Origin of the sequence: Alcanivorax sp., assembly GCF_051117345.1 — a bacterium.
Classification (GTDB): Bacteria; Pseudomonadota; Gammaproteobacteria; order Pseudomonadales; family Alcanivoracaceae; genus Alcanivorax.
Genome location: NZ_JBNPEC010000009.1, coordinates 1 through 22,505, shown reverse-complemented (window position 1 = coordinate 22,505; position 22,505 = coordinate 1). Strand labels below are relative to the sequence as shown.

At 57.8% G+C, this 22,505-nt stretch carries 20 protein-coding genes and 1 pseudogene; 13 read left to right on the top strand and 8 right to left on the bottom strand.

From position 1 onward, the window contains the following. A partial coding sequence (purM, locus tag ACFE0K_RS00825; protein ID WP_434534248.1) for a phosphoribosylformylglycinamidine cyclo-ligase occupies positions 1 to 761 on the bottom strand: 761 nt, incomplete at its 3' end. A 213-nt stretch (positions 762 to 974) separates the two neighbouring features. Between purM and ACFE0K_RS00820 the strand changes: the two genes are divergently transcribed. From ACFE0K_RS00820 to ACFE0K_RS00810, 3 genes are all read left to right on the top strand, one after another. Further along, positions 975 to 1,973, top strand: a complete 999-nt coding sequence (locus ACFE0K_RS00820) for a DUF2066 domain-containing protein (protein WP_434534247.1) — start codon at positions 975 to 977, stop codon at positions 1,971 to 1,973. Between the two features lie 3 nt (positions 1,974 to 1,976). Then, complete coding sequence (gene hda / locus ACFE0K_RS00815) at positions 1,977 to 2,666, top strand: DnaA regulatory inactivator Hda (RefSeq protein WP_434534246.1); 690 nt, start codon at positions 1,977 to 1,979, stop codon at positions 2,664 to 2,666. Between the two features lie 161 nt (positions 2,667 to 2,827). Further along, entirely contained in the window at positions 2,828 to 7,192 is a 4,365-nt protein-coding gene (locus ACFE0K_RS00810) for a choice-of-anchor Q domain-containing protein (RefSeq protein WP_434534245.1), read from the top strand. Here the strand turns inward: ACFE0K_RS00810 and ACFE0K_RS00805 are convergent. After that, positions 7,148 to 7,450 carry a hypothetical protein gene (locus ACFE0K_RS00805; RefSeq protein ID WP_434534244.1) on the bottom strand — a complete coding sequence of 101 codons (303 nt, stop codon included), beginning with the start codon at positions 7,448 to 7,450 and terminating at the stop codon, positions 7,148 to 7,150. The genes ACFE0K_RS00810 and ACFE0K_RS00805 overlap by 45 nt on opposite strands. 139 nt (positions 7,451 to 7,589) lie before the next feature. Here ACFE0K_RS00805 and sthA point away from each other — a divergent pair, with 139 nt between their 5' ends. Continuing rightward, positions 7,590 to 8,987 carry a Si-specific NAD(P)(+) transhydrogenase gene (sthA, locus tag ACFE0K_RS00800; protein WP_434534243.1) on the top strand — a complete coding sequence of 466 codons (1,398 nt, stop codon included), beginning with the start codon at positions 7,590 to 7,592 and terminating at the stop codon, positions 8,985 to 8,987. Between the two features lie 140 nt (positions 8,988 to 9,127). Here sthA and smrA read toward each other — a convergent pair whose 3' ends face one another. Further along, the gene (smrA, locus tag ACFE0K_RS00795; protein WP_434534242.1) at positions 9,128 to 9,724 is read right to left on the bottom strand and encodes a DNA endonuclease SmrA; all 597 of its coding nucleotides are present in this window, start codon (positions 9,722 to 9,724) and stop codon (positions 9,128 to 9,130) included. A 90-nt stretch (positions 9,725 to 9,814) separates the two neighbouring features. Here smrA and ACFE0K_RS00790 point away from each other — a divergent pair, with 90 nt between their 5' ends. Next, a complete protein-coding gene (locus ACFE0K_RS00790) occupies positions 9,815 to 10,138 on the top strand; it encodes a PilZ domain-containing protein (protein ID WP_434534241.1) in 324 nt (107 codons plus the stop codon). A gap of 81 nt (positions 10,139 to 10,219) precedes the next feature. Here the strand turns inward: ACFE0K_RS00790 and ACFE0K_RS00785 are convergent, their stop codons facing one another. Together ACFE0K_RS00785 and ACFE0K_RS00780 are read right to left on the bottom strand one after the other, a co-directional pair. Then, a complete protein-coding gene (locus tag ACFE0K_RS00785; protein WP_434534240.1) occupies positions 10,220 to 10,378 on the bottom strand; it encodes a hypothetical protein in 159 nt (52 codons plus the stop codon). A gap of 109 nt (positions 10,379 to 10,487) precedes the next feature. Further along, the gene (locus ACFE0K_RS00780) at positions 10,488 to 11,246 is read right to left on the bottom strand and encodes a glutathione S-transferase N-terminal domain-containing protein (RefSeq protein WP_434534239.1); all 759 of its coding nucleotides are present in this window, start codon (positions 11,244 to 11,246) and stop codon (positions 10,488 to 10,490) included. Positions 11,247 to 11,533: 287 nt separating this feature from the next. On the opposite strand from ACFE0K_RS00780, the gene ACFE0K_RS00775 reads away from it, so the two are divergent. Both ACFE0K_RS00775 and ACFE0K_RS00770 read left to right on the top strand, forming a co-directional pair. Next, on the top strand, positions 11,534 to 12,745 hold the full coding sequence (locus tag ACFE0K_RS00775; RefSeq protein WP_434534238.1) for an acetyl-CoA C-acetyltransferase: 1,212 nt from the start codon (positions 11,534 to 11,536) through the stop codon (positions 12,743 to 12,745). A 29-nt stretch (positions 12,746 to 12,774) separates the two neighbouring features. Next, positions 12,775 to 14,958, top strand: a complete 2,184-nt coding sequence (locus ACFE0K_RS00770; protein WP_434534237.1) for a 3-hydroxyacyl-CoA dehydrogenase NAD-binding domain-containing protein — start codon at positions 12,775 to 12,777, stop codon at positions 14,956 to 14,958. A gap of 68 nt (positions 14,959 to 15,026) precedes the next feature. On the opposite strand, the gene ACFE0K_RS00765 is transcribed toward ACFE0K_RS00770, so the two are convergent. Then, positions 15,027 to 15,437 carry a VOC family protein gene (locus ACFE0K_RS00765; RefSeq protein WP_434534236.1) on the bottom strand — a complete coding sequence of 137 codons (411 nt, stop codon included), beginning with the start codon at positions 15,435 to 15,437 and terminating at the stop codon, positions 15,027 to 15,029. A gap of 66 nt (positions 15,438 to 15,503) precedes the next feature. Between ACFE0K_RS00765 and ACFE0K_RS00760 the strand changes: the two genes are divergently transcribed. Beyond that, positions 15,504 to 16,319 carry a polyphosphate kinase 2 family protein gene (locus ACFE0K_RS00760; protein ID WP_434534235.1) on the top strand — a complete coding sequence of 272 codons (816 nt, stop codon included), beginning with the start codon at positions 15,504 to 15,506 and terminating at the stop codon, positions 16,317 to 16,319. A gap of 9 nt (positions 16,320 to 16,328) precedes the next feature. Next, positions 16,329 to 17,852, top strand: a complete 1,524-nt coding sequence (locus ACFE0K_RS00755) for a Na/Pi cotransporter family protein (protein ID WP_434534234.1) — start codon at positions 16,329 to 16,331, stop codon at positions 17,850 to 17,852. 9 nt (positions 17,853 to 17,861) lie between these two features. Here ACFE0K_RS00755 and ACFE0K_RS00750 read toward each other — a convergent pair whose 3' ends face one another. Further along, the gene (locus ACFE0K_RS00750) at positions 17,862 to 18,257 is read right to left on the bottom strand and encodes a response regulator (RefSeq protein WP_434534233.1); all 396 of its coding nucleotides are present in this window, start codon (positions 18,255 to 18,257) and stop codon (positions 17,862 to 17,864) included. Between the two features lie 252 nt (positions 18,258 to 18,509). Between ACFE0K_RS00750 and ACFE0K_RS00745 the strand changes: the two genes are divergently transcribed. Both ACFE0K_RS00745 and purU read left to right on the top strand, forming a co-directional pair. After that, positions 18,510 to 19,529: an AraC family transcriptional regulator gene (locus ACFE0K_RS00745; protein ID WP_434534232.1), complete on the top strand. Its 1,020-nt coding sequence runs from the start codon at positions 18,510 to 18,512 to the stop codon at positions 19,527 to 19,529. Between the two features lie 24 nt (positions 19,530 to 19,553). Further along, complete coding sequence (gene purU / locus ACFE0K_RS00740; protein WP_434534231.1) at positions 19,554 to 20,426, top strand: formyltetrahydrofolate deformylase; 873 nt, start codon at positions 19,554 to 19,556, stop codon at positions 20,424 to 20,426. Positions 20,427 to 20,507: 81 nt separating this feature from the next. Here the strand turns inward: purU and ACFE0K_RS00735 are convergent, their stop codons facing one another. Then, a complete protein-coding gene (locus ACFE0K_RS00735; protein ID WP_434534230.1) occupies positions 20,508 to 21,170 on the bottom strand; it encodes an outer membrane beta-barrel protein in 663 nt (220 codons plus the stop codon). 60 nt (positions 21,171 to 21,230) lie between these two features. On the opposite strand from ACFE0K_RS00735, the gene rlmM reads away from it, so the two are divergent. Continuing rightward, entirely contained in the window at positions 21,231 to 22,295 is a 1,065-nt protein-coding gene (gene rlmM / locus ACFE0K_RS00730) for a 23S rRNA (cytidine(2498)-2'-O)-methyltransferase RlmM (RefSeq protein WP_434534229.1), read from the top strand. Between the two features lie 2 nt (positions 22,296 to 22,297). Then, positions 22,298 to 22,505: pseudogene (locus tag ACFE0K_RS00725) on the top strand (MFS transporter); the annotation flags it as partial.

Here is a 22,505-nt window from a genome sequence, read left to right as displayed (position 1 = left end):
TTTTCCGGCAGGCCGCCGCCGGTGATGTGTGCCAGGGCATGTACCGGCACCTGCTCGATCAGTTTCAGCAGGGGTTTGACATAGATGCGGGTGGGTGCCAGCAGATGCTCCATCAGGGGCTGGCCTTCCAGTTCGATGTTGATATCGGACTGGGCCATGATGCGGCGAATCAGCGAATAGCCGTTGGAGTGGGGGCCGGAGGACGCGAGGCCGATGAGTTTGTCGCCGGCCTGGAGCTTGCTGCCATCCAGTACACCATCCTTCTCCACTACGCCCACGCAGAAGCCGGCCAGATCGTAATCCTCGCCCTCGTACATCCCTGGCATTTCTGCGGTTTCACCACCGATCAGTGCACAACCGGCCATTTCACAGCCTTCACCGATACCGGTGACGACGCTGGTGGCGGTGTCCACGTCCAGTTTGCCGGTGGCGTAATAGTCGAGGAAAAACAGGGGCTCGGCGCCACCCACGATCAGGTCGTTGACACACATGGCCACCAGATCGATGCCCACCTTGTCATGGCGACCGGTATCAATCGCCAGGCGCAGCTTGGTGCCAACCCCGTCGGTGCCAGCCACCAGAACCGGGTTCTTGTAGCGGCTGGGCAGCTCGCAGAGGGCGCCAAAACCGCCCAGACCGCCCAGCACCTCGGGACGACGGGTGCGTTTGGCCACGGGGGCGATACGTTTTACCAGCTCGTTGCCAGCGTCGATATCGACACCGGCGTCACGGTAAGTCAGCGGCCGTTTCTGATCGGTCATGGGGGGCTCCGGATTGGTGAAGGCGCGTATTTTAAGGGTGAGGGGACTATCTTTCCAGCCAAACCGGCAGAATTGCCGCTGGCAACACGCCGCACGCGGTGTGAACAGAAAACCTTTGTGCGATTGCAGTGTGTCTGGTGTCAGGCGTCTCGCGTCCCGGCGGGTTATCAGTGATAATAGCGCGCTTGAATTTTCAGGTTGGAATGGGCGGTCATGCGTTTTCTTGGAATCGTGGCATTGTTGTTGGGGTTGGTCCTTGGGGCCCAGGCAGACTCTCTGAATACAGTGGCGCTGACGGTGGAAGGCCGTGGCGAAACTCAGCGCCAGGAGGCTCTGCAGCAAGGGCTGAAGGACATGTTGGTGCGCCTGAGTGGCAAACAGCAGGTGCTTGAGCAGCCGGTAACAGAGCAGGCTCTGGCGCAGCTGGACCGCTGGGTCACTCGTTACGATTACGACGGTGATCAACTGATAGTCCGCTATGACACCCGCGGCCTGATGGATTTCATGGCAGCAGCAGGGGCGCCGGTATGGGGCTTTCCCCGTCCTCAGGTGTTGATCTGGCTGGTAGAGCAGGGCACCGGTCGTGGAGACATGGTGGCGGGAGAGCATGAACTGCGCGAGCACCTGGTTAGCGAAGCCCGGCGTCGGGGGCTATCCCTGGTGGTGCCCGAATGGGACAGCCAGGACCGCAATGCGGTGACCGTGGCTGATGTACGCGGCCGTTTCGATAACCAGCTGCTGTCCGCTTCCAACCGTTACCCTCATGAACTTGTTGTCGCCGCTGTTTTGTATGAAGGCTCGCCGGGCACGGTGAGCTGGCGAGTGTTGCAGGGCAAGAAGACCCTGGACCAGGGGCGTGAGGACAGTGCTTCCGCTGAACAGGCGGTGACGACGCTGGTGGATGCTGTGACCGATCAGCTTGCCCAGCGTTATGCGGTGACCAGCAGCGCTTCCGAGCGGCTCACCTTGTTGGAGGTCGAGCAGGTGGAAACGCTCGCTGATTGGCATCAACTACAGGCTTTCCTGGCAGGACTGAGTGGTATGCGTGCCGTCTCGCTGGTACAGGCCTCTGATCAGGGTGTGACTTTCGGCCTGGATTTCGGTGCCAGCGATTCCCAGCTACGTAGCCTGCTGGAGCTTTCCCGACAATTGCGCCCTTGTCCGGACGAGTTGGTCGCCGGGCCGCAGTGGCACTACTGCTGGCGTTCCTGATCCATGAGTGCACAGCTGCCCCTGGCGCTGCAATTGCGTGAGGGAAATGACCTTGCCAACTTCCTGCCCGGCCCCAACGGGGCCGCGCTGGCCGGTGTCCGTGAAGTGGTGCTGGGTGCAGACCGTCAGGCCTTTATCTGGGGCGGGTCACAACAGGGCAAGAGCCACCTGCTGGAAGGGGCGGTTCGTCTGGCCCAGCAGCAGGGCATGGATGCTTGCCTGTTGCCTGCCAGCGAATTGCTGCCGCTGGTGCCGGCGGTGTTGGAGGCCATGGAACAATTCGATCTGCTGGCGCTGGATGATTGTCAGCGTTTTGCCGGCGATCCGGCCTGGGAAGAAGCCCTGTTTCACCTTTATAACCGCCTGATGGCGCGGGGTGGGCACCTGCTGGTGACCGCCAATGCGTCCCCAACCGCCGCCGGCCTGTTGCTACCGGATCTGGCCACCCGGCTGGCCGCCGGGCCGGTATACAGGCTTGCCCCCTTGGCAGATGACGACCTGCAAAAAGTGTTACAGGAGCGGGCCAGGGCCCGTGGGCTGCGGATTGAACAGGATGTGGCTCACTATATCGTGTTACGCAGTGAGCGCAGCCCGGGGGCGCTGATGGTGCTGCTCGACCGTCTTGACCGCATGGCCCTCGCGCAACAACGCTCGGTCACTATTCCCTTTGTCAAGGATGCGCTGGGGTGGTAAAAAGGGTCGCTTAACGAAGAAGCAACAGTTTGCTACGCAAGTAACCGGTATATTGATGATTGATTACATCAGGTTACGTTTCCGGCGGTCAGAGAATTGCCGGGCTTGGATCCAGATTAGAACAATAACGCCAGGCACAAAAAAGCCTGCAGGAGCACAACATGCGCCACATCGCGCTTTGGCAAACCCTTGCGGGCTGCGCCCTTATTCTCGCAGCCGCCACTTCCCAGGCCACCGTTTACGACATAGAGACTTCTGACGACGTGGAGGTCACGGCAGTTCGTGTGGGCGACGGCGACGACACCAAATGGATGGTTACCAGCCAATCCGCTGGTGATTTCTGTTCCTTGCGTGAAGCATTGTATGCCATTAATTATCAGCAGGAGGTTGGTGCCTGTCAGGCCGGTACAAACAGCGATACTATCAAGCTCAAAGAGGAAACCACTTATTTGCTCGAGTATGGGCAATTGCCTGTTGGCGGCGGTAAGCGTGTGGTGGTGCCGAAAGACAACGAAGGCGCCGTGATCCCCGAAGAAGATGACACTGAAATCAAGCCCACTGTGCGGGTTGAGATGGCTCTTGGTAGTTTCGAGGACCCTGAGGGGAAGGAGTTTCCTGTTATCAGCGCTGCAGGAGTATCCCGTCTATTTAGTGTGGAAGAAGGGGCTCGTTTGGGCCTAGAGAATATTATTCTCTCCGAAGGGGGGGAGGCCGCCGGCGATGGTGGTCTTATTCTGGCTATGGGAGATGTATCACTTGTCGAGGGGGTAACTCTTCGCCAGGGGGCCGCCGTCAATGGTGGCGCTGTATTCCTGGGAGCAGGCAGTAGCCTCAATTTTCTTGAAAGCACCATGTTTGAAGACAATATCGCCGCCAACAATGGCGCTGTGGTTGCCACATCTGCGGATTTTGACGGTGCTATATCCGGTTACCGTTTCTACCTTTCCGGTAATGAGTCCGAGAGTGGCGGAGGAATGTTTTATGTTGATGGCGCTGACGGCAGCCTGATCAACCTGACCCTTGTAAATGGCACAATCACTAATAATCAGGGTGGCGTGATTCAGCTGTTAGCCCCGAAACATTTCATGGCTTTACAGAATATGACCGTCGCTTTCAATGGCGGGCTAGCTCTGCATCTTGATGAAGCTGCTGTGGATGCTCCTGACCCGGATGACCCAGAGGCAGATCCACCTGAGGTTTCCAGTACCTCGTTTATCCTCAATACCGTTCTTGTCGGCAATGATGGCGGTGTATGTGCCGGTACTGCGCTGGATGGCGTTGATGCTGCTGATGCAACACTGTTCTACACGATCACGGACGATAGCAATTGCCCATTGCCTCGCGAGCAGACGGAGGGGACGCCAGTAACCGATGATCCCAATGGTGCCAGCGGTGCAGTCCTGTTGGGCGTTAATCGTGAAGTATGCTCAGGAAGTGGCCCCGGGGTTTGTGAGCCTATCCTTGCCGCAGACTTGGGTGGCGATTTCCCGGGCTTTCTGCCCAACCCTGAACCGGCCGGTCTGGACCCCAGTATGCCCTCAGCAACACCTAGCCTTTTTGACAGGGGCAACCCGGAGAACGTAGGGGACAATCAGTGCGACGCCGAGGATATGCGGGGCAAGTCTCGTGGTGGTGCTGGTGGCCGCTGTGATGTTGGTGCTGTGGAATTTCTCCGTGCACGTGCTCAGGCTGATGAGATTGGTCTGATCAGTGGAAAGACCGTGCTGGGTGATGTTCTGGAGAATGACAAGAATGATGCCCTGGTGGACTGTGGTCGTCTTGAGCCCATCATTGTTAATGAGGGCACTTGTGGGGCAGGGGATGTGAGTTGCCTGGAGGGGGAAATTCAGGACCGCTGCATGAGCGTCATCGTTGCTCCAGAACGGGGCAGGGCTTCAGTAGAAATTGATGATCGAGGTTATCCTCGCGTCCGCTATACACCTGCCACCAGCTTCCATGGTGTCGATCAGCTTCGCTACGTAGTATCTCGGCATGCGTTTGAGGGAGGCACGGACATTGGGCTTGATCAAAGTGAGCGTGCCAATTTACTGGCTGAGCCGGCGAGTGGCTTGACTGAATCAAAAAGTATTCTTGGTGGCGACAGCGGTGGCTCAATGCCTGCCGTGACTTTGTTGCTACTTGGAGCTGCGGGTGTGATACGACGCTGGCGCCTCGGTTTAGCCATGCTCATGGGGGTGCTGTCAGCTCCTGCTCTGGCTGCGGAAATAGAAGTCAACTCCCTTCTGGATCATAGCCCCTCCATCACTAACGACGGGCTCTGTACGTTGAGGGAAGCGCTTGAAAATGCGGCGACTTTCAGTAGTCCGGACTGTGAATTCGGTGCCAAAGGCGAAGACCGTATTTTGCTGCCAGCAGGGGATATTGAACTCGTGGATACCCTTGTTATCCAGGGTGGAAGTGTGGAGCTCGTGGGTAAAGGGGTTCGCAATGCTGATGATGCAGCAGGCCCTGATGACGATGACGCTATTACCCGAATCCTGGGAGACGGGGAAAATCGCCTGTTTGAAGTAAGGTCACAGGTGAGCAATGGCCATCCCAGCGTGGTTTTTCGTTATTTGATACTTGAAGGAGGCAATGCTGCTATTCTTGGCGGTGCTGTGCCTTCCGGTGATCAGGGATTCGGGGGTGTCATTATTACTGGCGGCTCCGTGATCTTCGACAGGGTGGTTCTTCGTGACAACCGTGCGGATCGTTCCGGCGGTGTTATCTACGTGCGTGCCAATGCGGGTAATGACAAGCAAGTCTCTTTTAACAGGACATATATCAAGGGAAGTGAGGCGCTTCAGTCTGGTGGTGTGATGTCTACTACCGCCCAGAACGGAGAACGTTTCCGTTTCGCTGCCGTTGACAGTACTTTTGAGGGAAACATCGCCGGCGATGAAGGTGGTGCCTTTGATTTGAATATTCCCGATGGCGATTTTATTGCGTTTTCAAACAGTACTTTCGTCGACAACAGTGCACCGAAAGGGGCCGCTCTGGATCTCAGCGGTGTAGATATTGCCGTGCGTCTTATGAACCTTACTTTCCTGAATAATACGGGCGGCAATGGCATCGAACTGGGTGATGCTGAAGCAGAGGTTCGACTGGCCAATAGTATTTTCGCCGGTAGTGGTGCGAGCTGTTCCGCCGGGACGGGATTGTTGACGGACAGTGTTTATAACCTGTTTTCCGATGCAGCCTGTGTTGCTAGTGGTACAAGTGACAATAATGATGAAAATGTGGGAGGAACAGCGGGGCTGCTGACGGATACCGAGGGGGCAGCCGGTACCGAAAAAGACTATACCCCGCCATACCTGCCGATGCAGGATACCAGTGACCCTCTCATTGTTGATGCAGGTAATGATGAGGAAGAGCTGCAATCCGGCACTTCAACTACCCGGCGGTGCCGTGATACTGATCTTCGTGGAATTTCACGTACCTCTGGCGGGCGCTGTGATCGTGGTGCCTTCGAGTACCAGCAAATCACCGCAACAGATGACGACGGCAATAATGAGCGGGCACCTGATCGTAGGGTTCTGATCGACATTTTTGCTAATGATTTGCCCAGTGATGGGTTTGAAATTGAATTGTTCGATAATGTTTCCCCAGAGATGTTCCTTTCCGAACGGTTTACTTTCATCCCGGCAGAGATATTGATTCCGGAAGATGAAGAGGCCCAGGCAAACCCGATACCAGGTTCATATGTTGTAGATCCGGATGATTCCAGTGGTCGTCGTTACGTTCTTGATGATAGCGGCAGTTTCGCTGATGGCTCTACGATTGAGTTTGTCTGGGAGTTTTATAGTGAAAGCGTGGATGGCTTCGATGTGAAATGCGGTGAGCCATTGCCCCAGCGTTTTATCGATCGAAACCCTGATCAATACGATGATGGCGATGTGGCAGAAGACTGCATTGTGCTGTTCGTGCCTTCCAATGATGGAGTGGTCCCGGTTGGAGGAGACCTTTCAACGGATGCAGTATGTGAGGCAATCAAGAACGAGGACAAAGAAAAAGCGAAGCTCGGCTTTATTTACCAGTTCGAAGATTCCGCCGGCGAGCAATCTCCTCAAGCCTCGGTAATCATGGCTATTAGCAACAAGGCGCCTAAGATAACCGGCCAGACTCGCGCCAGCCGCCCGGGGGAACCGGTCACCTTCCGAATTGAAGCGGAAGACCCTGACTCCAGTGCTGCAGACTCGATTAACTGGGATAAATTGGAAATCAAGGACTCGCCAAATTTCAGTAAGCGCGGTGAAGAAGAGGGGCAGATCGAGACCGTCGGCCTTATTTTCAGCGATGATCGCCGGGAAGTTACCTATATTCCTGACAGTAACTTCAGCCCCTTCAAAGACAGCTTTACGCTGACAGTAGAGGACAAATGCGGTAGCACTTCTTCCCCGGCGACCTTTACCATTACCTACCCCGGAGAACAGGAAGACACCAGCGCCGGTAGCTGGGGCCTTGGTCTGTTCTCCGGTTTATTATTGCTGTTCTTGCGCCGCCGCGCCGCCCTTGCGGCGGCGTAGCAGGCTACGCCGCAACAGTTCCCAGATCAGCCCCCCGGCCAGCATGCTGGCCAGCAAAAGTAGCAGTTTGGGGATGTCCACCAGTGTCCAGAACAGAATGTCGATACTGGTGGGCTCCAGATTCTGAAGCACGATAATTCCTACCAGTATCACCGCCAGAATCTGCAAGGCGCCGATTGGGTGGGCTACCAGCCAGCGCCCGGTTGTCTTGCCGCCACGGGCCAACGTTGAGGGCTTGTGTTCGCTGCGCTCTTCCATGTCAGGCTCCTGATATCGGATTGAAACGGTTTTATTCCATCACCCCCATCATGCCAGTCTTGGTCAATATGGCCATAGGCTGACTCGTGCCCGCCGGGTGACACGCCTATAATAGTGCTGTCGCGGAAAGGAGAAGTGAATGGATATCAGTGCGGGTTGGGATCTGGTGGTGATCGGCAGTGGGCCGGCGGGTGAAGCGGCGGCCATGCAGGCGACCAAGAAAGGCCTGCGGGTAGCGATTGTCGAAGACCAGACATCCCTGGGAGGTAACTGCACGCACTGGGGGACCATTCCTTCCAAGGCGCTTCGCCATTTGGTACGCCAGGTGATTCGTACCCAGCGCAATCCTCTGCTGCGTGGCATCCTCAATCCCCGTGAAGTGCGCTGGCAGGACCTGATTGTCCGAACCCGCGAGGTGATCGATTCCCAGGTTCAGGTGCGCACGGATTTCTATATCCGCAACCGGGTGACGGTGTTCGGCGGTCGAGGGGAGCTGCTGAGCAACAATGAGGTGAAGGTGGAAGACCGGGAAGGGCGGCTGCATCTGCTGAAAACCCGTAACGTGGTGATTGCCACCGGTTCACGGCCCTATCATCCGGAGGATGTGGACTTTGAACATCCGCGCATCTACGACTCCGACACCATTCTCACCATGGACCATACCCCGCGTCATATCATCATCTATGGCGCCGGGGTGATCGGGTCGGAATATGCCTGCATCTTTACCGGCCTGGGGATCCGGGTCGATCTGGTGAATTCCCGGCAGCATCTGCTGGATTTCCTGGATACGGAAATTTCCGATGCGCTCAGCTATCACCTGCGCGAGCAGGGCTGCACCATTCGCCAGGACGAGGAGTACCAGCGGGTTGTTGCCGACGATGAGGGGGTCACCCTGGAATTGCAGTCCGGCAAGAAACTGCGCGCTGATGCCTTGCTCTGGTGCAATGGCCGCTCCGGCAACACCCAGAATATGGGGCTGGATGCCGTCGGGCTGGAGCCCAACAACCGTGGGCAGTTACAGGTCAACGAGCGCTATCAAACTAGCGTGGAAGGGATTTATGCCGTCGGTGATGTGGTGGGGTGGCCGTCTCTGGCCAGTGCGTCCTATGACCAGGGACGCTTCTGTGCGGCGGCCATTGCCGGCGATGCAGTGCGGCAGGTGACCGACGTGCCTACCGGGATTTATACCATTCCGGGCATCAGTAGTGTGGGGCGTAACGAACAGGAACTCACCGAAGCCAGGGTGCCTTATGAAGTCGGGCAGGCCTTCTTCCGCAATCTGGCTCGGGCGCAGATTACCGGCGAGCGGGTGGGCATGCTGAAAATCCTGTTTCACCGGGAGACCCTGGCGGTACTGGGTATCCATTGTTTCGGTTATCAGGCCATGGAAATCGTGCACGTGGGGCAGGCCATCATGCGTCAGCCCGGCGAGCTGAACACCCTCGAATACTTCATCGATACCACCTTCAACTACCCGACCATGGCGGAAGCGTATCGGGTGGCGGCGATTAACGGGATTAACCGCATCAGGCGGTAGGGCAATTAACAGTGAATAGCTCGCGGGAAATGCTTTCATAGCTCGTAACGCAAGAGGCCGCGCCCAAGCTTTGGACGCGGCCTCTTGCGTTTAAATAAACGATGGTGTTCTTCGCGCCGCTATTGACTGTTAACTATTCACTATCTCTGCTGTTTCCCCGCCTCCATAAAGAACTCCCTATTGCGCTGCCGTGACTGACTGCTTTTTCTGATCAGCACATAGGTAGCCCCGCTACCGCCCTGATTCTGAGGGGCGGAATGGTAGGCCAGCACCAGATGGCTCTCCTCAAGCCAGTGCATCACGTAGCTTTTCAGGAAACCCGGGCGTTCGCTGTGCACGCCCTTGCCATGGTTGATCAGCACGGACCGCAGGCCCTGTTCGTGGGCTTTCATCAGAAAGGTCTGCATTCGGTCACGGGCATCCATCAGGCGTACCCGGTGCAGATCCAGCAGGTCCTGGGCATCGTATTTGCCCAGCCGCAATTTGCGGTACACCCCCTCCTGCACACCGTTTTTCTTGACCCCGACAATATCTGTTGGGCCAATGCAGGGGACGTGTTCCGGCACGGTGAGGGGATTACGGTCCTGGCGGCGGTCGTCCATGGCGGCGGCGCGGTGCAGTTGTTCGCGCAGACTGTCTGGACGCTTGGATCTGGGCTGGGTCGCGCGATTATCCGGTTTTATCGGTGTCACATCCGCCATTTCCTGGCGGAACAGATCATCGTCATTGGTGGCCATTGAACTGCTCCACAAAACCCGTTAGTTCATGCTTGCATGGTACACAAAGCGGGCAGAAACTGGCAGTGAGACCCTTCCCGAGAGGTAGTTATGGAACGACGACGTTTCCGCAGGCCTCGACTGAGACTGAATGTCCGGGCTTCCATCGAGCAAAAGCCGGTGGGGCATGTTCTCAATCTGACCGACGAGGGGCTGTGCCTTACCGGTCGTGGTGCGCCACCTCAGGGCAGTCAGTCACTGCTTCTACAATTACCCCTACCTTTATCTGGCCATCGTGAATTGACAGTGATGGCGGAAGCCCGCTGGCATGATTATTTGCCCAATGGACATTGGCGAGGCGGGTTCAAGCTTCAGGCGGATGAGAATACGGCCGCCGCGCTGAGTACGCTTGCCAGCCGTTACGGTGATAATTAGCACCAACAGGGGGAGAGGGCTTCATCCCTGAAGCCCGGTTTTCAGACCTGAAGGCGGCTGCCTCCCGGGAAGAAACGCGTTTCAGTAAGGACGGGAATCGCGGCCTTCGCGCGACTCACTTTTTTCCTCTGAATCGTGCCGCTGTCGTTTGGCGTCGCGTTTGCGACGTTCACGTTCAGCGCGCTTGTGTTCTTCGTTCCAATCGTCCGGTTCATAGTCATCAAAATGTCGACGACCCATGGTGCTGCTCTCTTTACAGAATTAAAGGGGTATCCAGTGCTTTATATAGCATTAATCCAGGGAGGGGAGAAGGCCCAGGCGCACCATTTGTTGATGCGCCGGGCTGCCGTTATCGACCGTAAGTCTGGCCCAGGTAATCCAGAATGTGCGCAGACTCGAACAGTTCCGCGCCGGTATTGGGATCCACCAGGTAGGGAATGGCGATGCGACCCGCCCGCTCCATCAGGGCGACCCGGTTCCGCTGTCGGGGAGCGTAGTCATCAAGAAGGCGCCGACGCACTGGCGGCAGCACCCAGTCTTGCCACTGGTCCCGGCCGCACTGGCGGAGCAGATAGGGCAGTTGAAGCTCGGTGAGGCGTTCGCGGACCAGCCTGGCAAAAGGGCTGGCTTCGAACGAGTAGAGCTCCAGTGCCTGTTCCGGCACCTGGCTGTCCTGGGCGCGCAGCCCGCGGGAGGCGCGGGGCAGGGACGCGGACACCGCAGCGGCCGTACGCAGGCTGCGTACCAGCCAGCGACGCGGGGCCGGGCGGCCGCCGTATTCCCGGTACAGGTAGTCGATGATATCGGCGGATTCGTAAAGCGCGGCCCCGGTATTTGGGTCCATCAGATAGGGAAATTGCTGGCGCCCGCCCAAGCGCTCCACCAGCGGGCGGTAACGCTCACCGCCCTTGGGGCAGGGGAAAATCAGTACATCCAGGTCCAGATCCGTCAATGCTTCGCGAACCAGGCGGCAAAATGGGCAGCCCTCCATGTCATATAATTCAAGGGGTTCCTGGGGCGTCTTGCGGTGGCCTTTGCTGGCAATGCCGCGCCCCTGTTGCAGGGCGGAAGCGGCCAGGGAGCGCAGCACCTCGGTGTTATGGGACATAGCGAATTCTCCTGAAACGAATGCCCGGACCTTATCATCTCTCGGGCCCCTCGCATTGGCCGTTAAGACGCCTTGCATATCAAGCGGTTAACCACTGCCCGTTCCGCTCACCCAGGCTGTTAACTCCTGTCATTGAGTGACAGGCGCGGGTAGGGCAATCTCTCGGGTCTACATTTGGCCGGTACCTGTCACTTTGTTACGCATGATTGAACGCATGCACTGACAGGTGCCGCCCTTCACAACCCGTCAGCTGTGCTGACATCTGCCTGAGGCAAGAGGAAGGTTCCATGACCGAAGCCTATATTTACGATGCCATCCGTACTCCCCGTGGTCGGGGTAAAAAAGATGGCTCACTGCATACGGTGAAGCCGCTGGACCTGGTGGTCGGCCTGATCGATGAAGTGAAAGCCCGTTTCCCCAATATGGACACCAACCGTATTGATGATCTGTTGTTGGGCGTGGTTACCCCGGTGGGCGATCAGGGCGCCTGTATTGCCAAGACGGCAGCGCTGGCTGCCGGCCTGCCGGATACGGTGGCGGGTTATCAGCTGAACCGTTTTTGTGCCTCCGGCCTGGAAGCGGTTAACACCGGTGCCCAGAAAGTGGCCTCCGGCTGGGATGACCTGATTCTGGCCGGTGGTGTGGAAGCCATGAGCCGTATTCCCATGGGCTCCGACGGCGGTGCCTGGGCCATGGATCCAGTCACCAACTACAAGACCGGTTTCGTCCCCCAGGGCATCGGCGCTGATCTGATCGCCACCATCGAAGGCTTTTCCCGCCGTGATGTGGATGAATTCGCTGCCGAATCCCAGGCGCGGGCTGCCACTGCCTGGGAAAAAGGCTACTTCGGCAAGTCCGTGGTACCGGTGACAGACCTCAACGGCCTGACCGTACTGGATCGCGACGAGCACGTTCGCGCCGGCACCACCGCCGATGGCCTTGCCGGTCTGAATCCCTCTTTCGCCATGATGGGTGAAATGGGCGGCTTCGATGCGGTGGCTCTGCAGAAATACCACTGGCTGGAAAAGATCGATCACGTCCATCACGCCGGCAACTCTTCCGGCATCGTGGATGGCGCGTCACTGGTCGTACTGGGTAACGAGCAGGTGGGCAAGGATTACGGCATGAAGGCCCGTGGTCGTATTGTTTGCACCGCCATCAGTGGTGCTGATCCGACCATCATGCTGACCGGCCCGGGTCCGGCTGCCAAAAAGGCACTGGCCAAGGCCGGCCTGAAGGCTAGCGACATCGATCTGTGGGAAATCAACGAAGCGTTCGCCGCCGTGGCCATGCGTTTCATGAAGGACATGGACATCACCCCGGATGTGACCAACGTGAATGGCGGCTCCATCGCCATGGGTCATCCGCTGGGTGCCACCGGCGCCATGATCCTGGGGACTGCGCTGGATGAACTCGAACGTCGCGACAAGAAGTACGCGCTGTGCACCTTGTGCGTGGGCGGTGGCATGGGTATCGCCACCATCATTGAGCGTCTGTAAACCGCGTCGAACGAATTCGGAGAAAGAACATGAGTGAAAAAGCCATTAGCGATAAAGACAGCGCAATCCGTTGGGAACAGGACGCGGACAACATCGTTACCCTGATTCTGGATGATCCCAACCAGTCCGCGAACACCATGAACGAGCTGTACGGCAAGTCCATGGCAGCCACCGTGGAGCGTCTGGAAAAAGAGAAAGACAACATTGCCGGGGTGATCATCACCTCCGCCAAGAAGACCTTCTTTGCCGGCGGTGATCTGCGTGATCTGCTCAAGGCGAAAAAGGAAGACGGCCAGGTTTTTCTGGATAACGTTACCGAGATCAAGCGTCAGTTGCGCGTGCTGGAAACCCTGGGCAAGCCGGTTGTGGCAGCCCTGAACGGTACGGCCCTGGGTGGCGGTCTGGAAATTGCCCTGGCCTGTCATCATCGTGTTGCCATCAACGACAAGTCTGCCCAGTTCGGTCTGCCGGAAGTCACTCTGGGTCTGCTCCCCGGTGGCGGCGGTGTTACCCGTGTGATCCGCATGCTGGGTATTCAGGACGGCCTGATGAAAGTGTTGATGCAGGGTCAGCGCATGAAAGCCGATAAGGCCCAGAAAACCGGGCTGATCGACGAGTTGGCAGTCGACCGTGATGAGATGCTGGCCAAGGCCCGCGAGTGGATCAAGGCCAACCCGAAAGCCCAGCAACCCTGGGACCAGAAGGGTTACAAGATCCCCGGTGGTGACCCCAAGAATCCCAAGTTTGCCATGAACCTGCCGGCCTTCCCGGCCAACCTGAAGAAGCAAATCAAGGGCGCCAACTATCCGGCACCGCTGGCCATCATGTCTGCGGCCGTGGAAGGGGCCCAGGTGGATTTCGATAATGCCTCCACCATTGAAGGCCGCTACTTTGTGTCTCTGGTCACCAGTCAGGTGGCCAAGAACATGATCACTGCCTTCTTCTTCAACCTGCAGGCGATCAATGCCGGTGCCAGCCGTCCCAAGGATGTGCCGAAATTCCGTGCCGAAAAAGTCGGCATCCTCGGTGCCGGCATGATGGGTGCAGGCATTGCCTACGTGACCGCTCGTAGCGGTGCCCAGGTGGTACTGAAAGACATCTCCCAGGAAAACGCTGAGAAGGGCAAGGATTACTCCCGCAAGCTGCTCGACAAGGATATCTCCCGCGGCAAGATGACCGAAGAGAAGAAAGAGCAGATCCTGTCGCTGATCCATGCCACGGCAGATGCCAAGGACCTGGACGGGGTGGACTTCGTGATTGAAGCGGTGTTCGAAAGCACCGAACTGAAACACAAGGTCTTCCAGGAAATCGAGGATGTGGTGAAGCCGGATGCCGTACTCGGTTCCAACACTTCATCTCTGCCGATTACCGGCCTGTCCAAGGGCGTGAAGAAGCAGGATAACTTCATCGGTATCCATTTCTTCAGCCCGGTGGACAAAATGCCACTGGTGGAAATCATCTCCGGCAAGGACACCAGCCCGGAAGCGCTGGCGAAGACCTACGATTACTGCCAGCAGATCAAGAAGACCCCCATCGTGGTCAACGATGCTCGTGGTTTCTTCACCACCCGCGTGATCGGCACCTTCGCCAACGAAGGGATTGCCATGCTGGGTGAAGGCATCAATGCCCAGTCCATCGAGCAAGCCGCCATGCAGGCCGGTTATCCGGTAGGCACGCTGAACCTGATCGATGAGATCAACATGGAAACCGCCCTGAAAATTGGCAAGGCGGCCCGTGACGATGCCAAGCGTGAAGGTCAGGAACTGCCGCCCGAGCATCCGGCAGAAGTGGTCATGAAGAAAATGGTCGAAGAGCTGGATCGCCCCGGTAAAGTCCAGGGCAAAGGCTTCTACGAGTACCCGGAAAATGGCAAGAAGCACCTGTGGCCAGGTTTGAAAGACGCCTTTGGTGGTGACAAGGAGATTCCGTTCGAAGATATCAAGGAACGGATGATGTTTGTGGAAGCCATCGAAGCGGTGAAATGCTTCGACGAAGGCGTGATGGAGTCTGTAGCCGATGCCAACATCGGTTCCATCTTCGGTATTGGTTTCCCGGCCTGGACCGGTGGCGTGATCCAGTACATCAACCAGTACGAGGGCGGCCTGCGTGGTTTCGTGGCCCGTGCCCAGGAGCTGGCCAAGTCCTACGGTGATCGCTTCAATCCGCCGGCTTCCCTGGTGGCGAAAGCGGAAAAGGACGAAATCTACAAGTAACGGTGGGTTTTGTCTGATAAAAAACCCGGCCCTGTGCCGGGTTTTTTTATGTCTGTAGGTTGCCGGTGCTAGCGGGGGCCCACCCAGAAATGCGGGTTACAGGCCACTTCCCACAGATGACGATCCGGGTCGGCAAAGTAGCCGGCGTACCCGCCCCAGTCGGTGGGCTGGCCTGGTTTGATCAGTTGTGCGCCGGCTTCCTGGGCCTGAGCGAGAAGCTGGTCAACCTGTTGTGGGCTTTCCACATTGTGGGCCATCGCCACACCACGAAAACCCTCACCTGATGGTGCAACGCCGGCATCATCGGCCAGGTCGTCGTGACCGAACAGGCCCAGCCAGGTGCCGTTCAATTCAAAGAAAGCCACCGGCGCATCGTCGGGCATGGGGCGGCGGGGCAGGCCCAGGCCCTGTTCATAAAAGCGGATCGCCGTAGTCAGATCCCTGACGCCAAGGGTGATCATGCTGATGCGTGGTTCCATGAAATTCTCCTGTTTGTCGATCCCGCTGCCCTTTATGCTCAATACGGTATACCCAAGGGAGTGCGTATGGAACTGGACCGTTTTGGCTGGCCCTCAGGGCCCATCCTCAACGTGCAGAGTTTACCCACCGATTTTCGGGAGCCTCCGCAACAGGATCTCGACACGGTGCTGGACAGTCTGCACGAATACCAGCGGCGATTGTTTGCCAATCGACGTCATGGGGTACTCCTGGTGGTGCAGGGGCTGGATGCTGCCGGCAAGGACAGCCTGATTCGCACCCTGGCCCGGGCCATGGACCCGGCCGCGTTCCGGGTGCATGGATTCAGTCGGCCGTTAGGTGAGGAGGTGGAGCACGATTTTCTCTGGCGGGTATGGCGACACTTGCCGGCCAGGGGGGAAGTTGTTGCCTTTAATCGCAGCCATTACGAATCCGTGCTGGCTGAACGGCTGTGGCCGGTCACCCAGCACAGCAGTGATGATTGGCCGCTGAAATATGAGGCTATCAATGCCTTCGAGCAGCACTTGCACCGGGAAGGAACCCGGATCATCAAGGTCTGGCTGAATACCTCGCAGGAAGAACAGCGCCGCCGCTTGTTGAAACGACTGGACAAGCCGCGCAAGCGCTGGAAATTCGATCCGGCGGATGTGGAAAGCTGGCAGGCGCGAGACGCTTACTTGTCGCTGGTCAATGAGGCCCTGGTTGCCACCCATACCCTTCATGCCCCCTGGTATCTGATTCCCAACGACGACAAGCAACATGCCCGAGCGGCGGTGGCAGAGCTGTTACTGACCACACTGAAGGCGCTGGCGCCGGAGTATCCGCCGGAAAATCTGGAGTGTATTGAGCACTATCGGCAAATATTGACGAAAAAGAATGATTGAGCCGCAGCGATGAACAGTGTGCTGACAATGATTGCCGGGCTGGGTCTGTTCCTGTTTGCCATGCAACTGGTGGAACAGGCGGTGCAGGCCCTGTTCAGCGAAAAAGCCTCGTTCTGGCTGCAACGCACCACCAACACAACGCTGAAAGGGGTGTTGGCAGGAGCCTTGATTACCGCTGTTATGCAGAGCAGTTCCCTGGTCGGGCTATTGGTACTGGCATTTGTGTCAGTGGGGATACTCCCGCTGCGCCATGCCATGGCGGTGATGCTGGGTGCCAACCTGGGCACCACGGTCACCGGCTGGCTGGTGACGCTGCTGGGTTTCAAACTCTCACTGTCTGCGGTCAGCCTGCCGCTGGCGGGGGCCGGTGCTCTCTGCTACGTGCTCCTGCCGAAAGGTCTGTGGCGTTCTACCGGCCTGTTTTTGCTGGCCTTCGGCTTGCTGGTCTTTGGCCTGGATACCATGAAGGTGGCGGTGGAAGCCGTCGGGCAGCGTTTCGATGTGAGCTGGCTACAGGGATATCCGCCGGTGGTGTATCTGCTGGCCGGGGTGGTGCTGTCCGCCATCATCCAGTCGTCGTCGGCTGCCATGCTGATTACGTTATCGGCACTCAACGGTGGCTTGATTGCCTTGCCGGAAGCCCTGGCTCTGGTGATTGGTGCGGACCTGGGTACCACCAGCACCTTGCTGCTCGGCGCGATCAAGGGGTCTGCACAGAAGAAACAGGTTGCCGCGTTTCATTTGCTTTATAACGTGGGAACGGCGCTGCTGGCGTTTTTGCTGCTGATGCCTGTGTGGCCACAAGTCTCCGGCTGGTTGGGTATTTCTGATCCGTTATATGGCCTTGTGGCGTTCCATAGTGGTTTCAACCTGATCGGAATTGTGGTGTTCGCGCCGTTCCTGGGTGCCATGGAGCGGCATATTGAAAGGCATATCGGAAAACGAGGGCACCATGATCTGTTTGCCGATATCAGCCCGCAATCGGTGGAGCCTGCACTGTTGGTGCTGGGCCGAGAGACGGACGACCTCATCAAGCGGGTCAGAAACTATTGCCGCCACCCCCTGCAGGGGCGTTCCTTATCGCGATTTTTTGAGGAATACGGGCTGGTGACGGATCAAGAAATGCAGCTGGCTGACTATGCCAACCGGCTGGGGCAGCAGCCCATGACAGAGGGACAGGAACAGCGCCTGCGCCGTCTGCGCGCTCGGGTGCGCGAAGCGGTTTATGCCTTGAAGGCGCTGAAGGATGTGGCGGATGATCTCGCGCTTCTGGCAGAAAGCCGTGACCCCGGCCTGCAGAGTTTTAGTGAGCAGATCCAGTACGCCCTGGAGAGGCTCTACCAGGCATCCCCCTGCGCTGAGCTGGCGGCACAGCATCGCCTGGCCATGGAGACGCTCCAGCGCGACGCCTATTCGCTGGTGGCAGATGCCCGAGTGGGAGGTATCAGCGTGCTGAATCTGGCCAGGGAAGTGGATGAGAGTGGTCGCCACTGGTTGCGAAGTCTGGCAGTGACGGATGACGCTACGCTATGAGAGTTGGCGTCAAGCAGGCGCGCCGGAGGGGGTCAGGTGGCCGGTGGCCAACTGGCTGAAAGCCACTTCCAGCCAGCGCCGTAATTCACTGGGGCGCAAGGGCTTGGGCATCAAGGTCTCGCCGCCGGCATCCAGGCATTGTTGCCGGTAGGCCTCGCTGTTGTTGCCGGAGATAAACAGGATGGGGGTCTGGCCATTCTGGTTACGGATGTCTCGGGCCACGCTGAAACCGTCCAGTGTCGGTAGTTCAACGTCCAGGATCAGCAGGTCCACGTTCCGTTGTCGGTAAAGACGTAGCGCTGCCTCACCGTCGGCTGCCAGCACATATTCATGGCCCAGCTCTTCAATGATGCGGCAGATGATCAGACTGACAGCTTTATTGTCTTCGACAACGAGAACATTCATGAATGATTTTGTAACGTAACCGGGCGCTGATAACAAGTGTGAATAGCACGTCAAGGCAGTTTTCGTTGCGGTAAAGTACAATGGCGGGGCTTCCCGGGGTAAACAGCATGTTAATTACGGTCAGTTTCTTTATTATGATGGCCCGTGAACGGTCCGGCGGAGAGATGCCGAACGGCTAACATTGAAGATCACGATACTGGATTCTGATAGAGACAGCTTTTGGCATTGCCAATGGTGTGAGGGTGGCGGTCGATGTACCAGCGCAGAACAATCAATATCAATCGCGTAGTGAAGTTGCTTCAGGGGGCAGGGCGGTCCGGTGCCAGTATCCCTGATCTGCTTGATCAATGTGATATTCCCCGGCAACTGCTGGATGATCCGGACGGTACCATCGAGCGCGATACCTTTATCAAGATGATGCTGCTGATCATGCAGCAGACCCAGGACGAGTTTCTCGGTTTCGGCCAGGGTCGCAAATCCAAGCCCGGCACCTTTTCCATGATGGCCCACGCGGTGATCAACTGCCCGACCCTCGGGGCGGCCATTGAGCGGGGCATCCGTTTTTACGACCTGTTCGAGCTGAGCATGCATTCCCGGATCGAGCGGGAAGGGGACATTGCACGGCTGGTGGTCAAGGCGGACCCGCGCCTGGATTTTCGGGAAGTGATCATCGAGACCTCCCTGTTTGTCTGGCTGCGCTTCATGAGCTGGCTGGTGGGCAAGGCCATCGAGCCCCAGCTGGTGAAGCTGGATTACACCGATGTGAGAAACGATGAAGAACACCGTTTCCTGTTTGATTGCCCCATCGAGTACAGCGCCGACGAAAACGCGGTGAGTTTCCGTGCCGACTTTCTCGACCTGCCGCTGGTGCAGAACGAGTTGTCTCTTTCCAAGTTTCTCAAGGATTCCCTGGCTCAGTTGTTCGATGGCAACATCCACAATGTGGGTCTGCCGGCGCAAATCCGGGCGATCATCTCCAACGAATACGGCAACAGCTTCCCCGATTTCACGGAAATCTGCGGTAAACTCAACATGACGCCGCAAACCCTGCGCCGCCGGCTGAAAGAGGCCAATACCAGCTACCAGGAGATCAAGGACTCCATCCGCAAGGATGCCTCGGTCTATTACCTGTCCAAGCCGGATCTGAGCATCGATGAAATTGCCCTGTTGATGGGCTTCAGTGAAGCCAGCTCTTTCCACCGTGCCTTCAAAAAGTGGACGGGCAAGACCCCCTCCAGCTTCCGCAAGGAGCACTTCGGCGTCAGTCATTAATCTGACCGATTACCAGGACCCGCAATGACAGTGCAAGACGCCAACACGGCTCGCCTGCTGGTAACCTGCCCGGACAAGCCGGGTATTATCAGCGCCGTCAGTACCTTTCTGTTCAACCACGGTGCCAACATCACCGATTTCGATCAGCACTCAAGCGATGCCCGGGGCGGCACCTTCTTTTTGCGCCTGGAATTCCAGACCCCGGAGCTGGACTGCTCCCGGGACGCTCTGCGCAACAATTTCGCCAGCCGGGTGGCAGAGCCCTACGGCATGCAGTGGCAAATCAGCTATGCCAGCGAAAAAAAGCGCATGGCGGTGTTGGTGTCACGCCATGACCACGTGATCATGGATCTCCTGTGGCGAACCTCGCGGGGCGATTTGCCCGCAACCATACCCATGGTGATCAGCAATCATGACGATCTTCGCGGCGAAGTGGAGCGCTTCGGTATCGATTATCACCATATTCCGGTGAGCGGTGATAACAAGGCCGAGGCGGAGGCCAAGGCGCTGGCGCTGTTGGATGGACAGGTGGACGTGATCGTGTTGGCCCGCTACATGCAGATACTGAGCAGCGAATTCGTTTCACATCACCCGCATCGCATTATCAACATCCACCATTCTTTCCTGCCTGCCTTTGTGGGCGCCAACCCGTATCAGCAGGCCCACGACCGCGGTGTAAAGCTGATAGGTGCCACCAGCCACTATGTGACGGAAGATCTGGATCAGGGGCCGATCATCGAGCAGAACGTGCAGCGGGTCAGCCATCGGCATTCCGCTGATGAGCTCAAGTCGTTGGGGCAGGATGTGGAGCGTCAGGTAATGCTGCGCGCAGTCCGCTGGCACCTGGAAGACCGGGTCATCGTGGATGGCAACAAGACCGTGGTGTTTGTGAAGTGACGTGGGTAGCCGGCATGCTTCACGTTGCACGCAACCAGACTCTGATCGCGTGCAAGCGTAAAGCATATTGTATGTTGCAGGTTAATTGCTAAACCGCAGGCCGACACCGAAAGTGCCAAAGTGCTCGGATTCCAGCTGCGTTTGACGGTAATCCGCGGTGACAGTTAGCTTGTCCAGTACCGGGATAGCCAGGCCGACGCCGAGGTAGGGGGCGATACCGCTTTGGCTGTCGCTGCTCGGGGCTTCCGTCAGCGACACAACGGTGTCGCCATTATTGTCCAGCAGAGTACGCTGTTGACGATTCTCCAGATCGAAATCGTAGATATAGGCGCCGCCTTTCAAGTACACCCACCGCTTGGTCTGCCACAGGAGTCCCACAGTGAAGCCATTGATCTCCAGCGAATCTTCTTCGTTGATGCGTACACTGCTGGCCCCGGCACCCTGTTCGGACACCGTTGGTGCTCTGACAAATTCGCTGTCGATGGAATCCTTGCTCTGACGCAGGAAACCAGCCTCTAGTCCCAAGCGGGAATCGCCGCCCAGATCTACACTGTTAAGCCACATGCCCAGGCGAATATCGAGCCCATCGGTGGTATCAAAGCCGTAGGGGGCCAGGTCGGCGCGTAGCATTTGCGCCTCGGCGTAGAAATCCACATCCGGTGGCGCCAGTTCGTCTTCAGCGTGTACAAAAGGGGAGAGCAGGGCGGCGCTAAGGCCCAGGGTCAGCGGCAATGTTGTTTTCATTATTGATCCAGCCGTTGTGATAAGGACAATGTGCCACATTGTAACCACCGCGAGACCGACATGCACAGTGACTTGCAGCACGCCCATGATGAAACCCTGCTGGGGTTGTGCCGACCCGGCTTCGAGAACGATCTGGCCGCAGAGCTGAATTACCATGCAGCAGAGCAGATGGTTGGCGGCTATCCGCGTACCGTCCCGGATAGCGGCTATGTGCTCTGGCACAGCCAGCAGGGCTCAATGGCGGCACTGCTGCAAAGCGGGCTGATTTTTGCCCGCAGTCTGAGTCTGGCCGAGGGGCAGTTCGTGGATATCGGCGATGACCGGATCGCCGAGCTGTGGCCGTTGCTGAAGCAGGCGGCGCCTTTCAGCGAGGTGTTTCTGGAGCACCCGGACACCAACGATGGGCGTGAAATGCAGCGTTTCTTGCGCGGCTTTCGCAAGGCGCTGGAGCCTCGTCTGAAGAAGGCCGGCCTGCTGAAAGCCGCTGCTGGTCAACGGGTGCACCTGTTCTTCAGTGATTCCCACAACGGCTGGGTGACCAGCAGCCCGGCTGCCGTGCCGCTGGCTGAAGGTGGGGTGCGACGGCTGAAACTGCCGGCGGAAGCACCCAGCCGCTCCGCACTCAAGGTGGAAGAAGCGCTGATCCGTTTTTTTGGCAACGCCGATAGCCTCACCGCCAAAACCGCTGTAGACCTTGGCGCCGCTCCCGGCGGTTGGAGCTGGCAACTGGCCCGGCGTGGCATCAAGGTGCAGGCGGTGGATCACGGCAAAATCGATGCCCGTTTGCTGGATGAATATCCGGTGGAGCATATCCATGGCGATGCCTTCACCTGGCGACCCCGCAGCAGTGTGGACCTGGTAGTCTGCGATGTGGTCGATAAGCCGGCACGGACGCTGCAGCAAATGGAAAAATGGCTCACCCAGGGCTGGTCCCGGGCAGCCCTGTTCAATCTCAAGCTGCCCATGAAGCGGCGTTTCCAAGAGGCCTGGCAATTGCTGGAAAAACTGACCGCTGCCATGGAGCGCCACGAGGAGCATTTGGGGCAGCCCGAGATCAAGGCGGCGCAGCTTTATTACGACCGCGAGGAAATTACCGTGTGGGCCGCGTTCCACCGGGATTACTGACCATGCAAACCCAGCGTGCCACGCCGGCACTCTTTGTCACCCTTGGCATGCTGTACTTTGCCCAGGGCCTGCCCGCCGGCCTGCTGGGAAAATCCATGCCAGCCCTGGCCAGGGACGCGGGTCTGTCACCGGAATGGATCGGCCTGCTGGCGCTGCCGGCCTTGCCCCGGTCGGTGCAGGTTCTTTGGGGCCCCCGGGGGGACCGCTGGG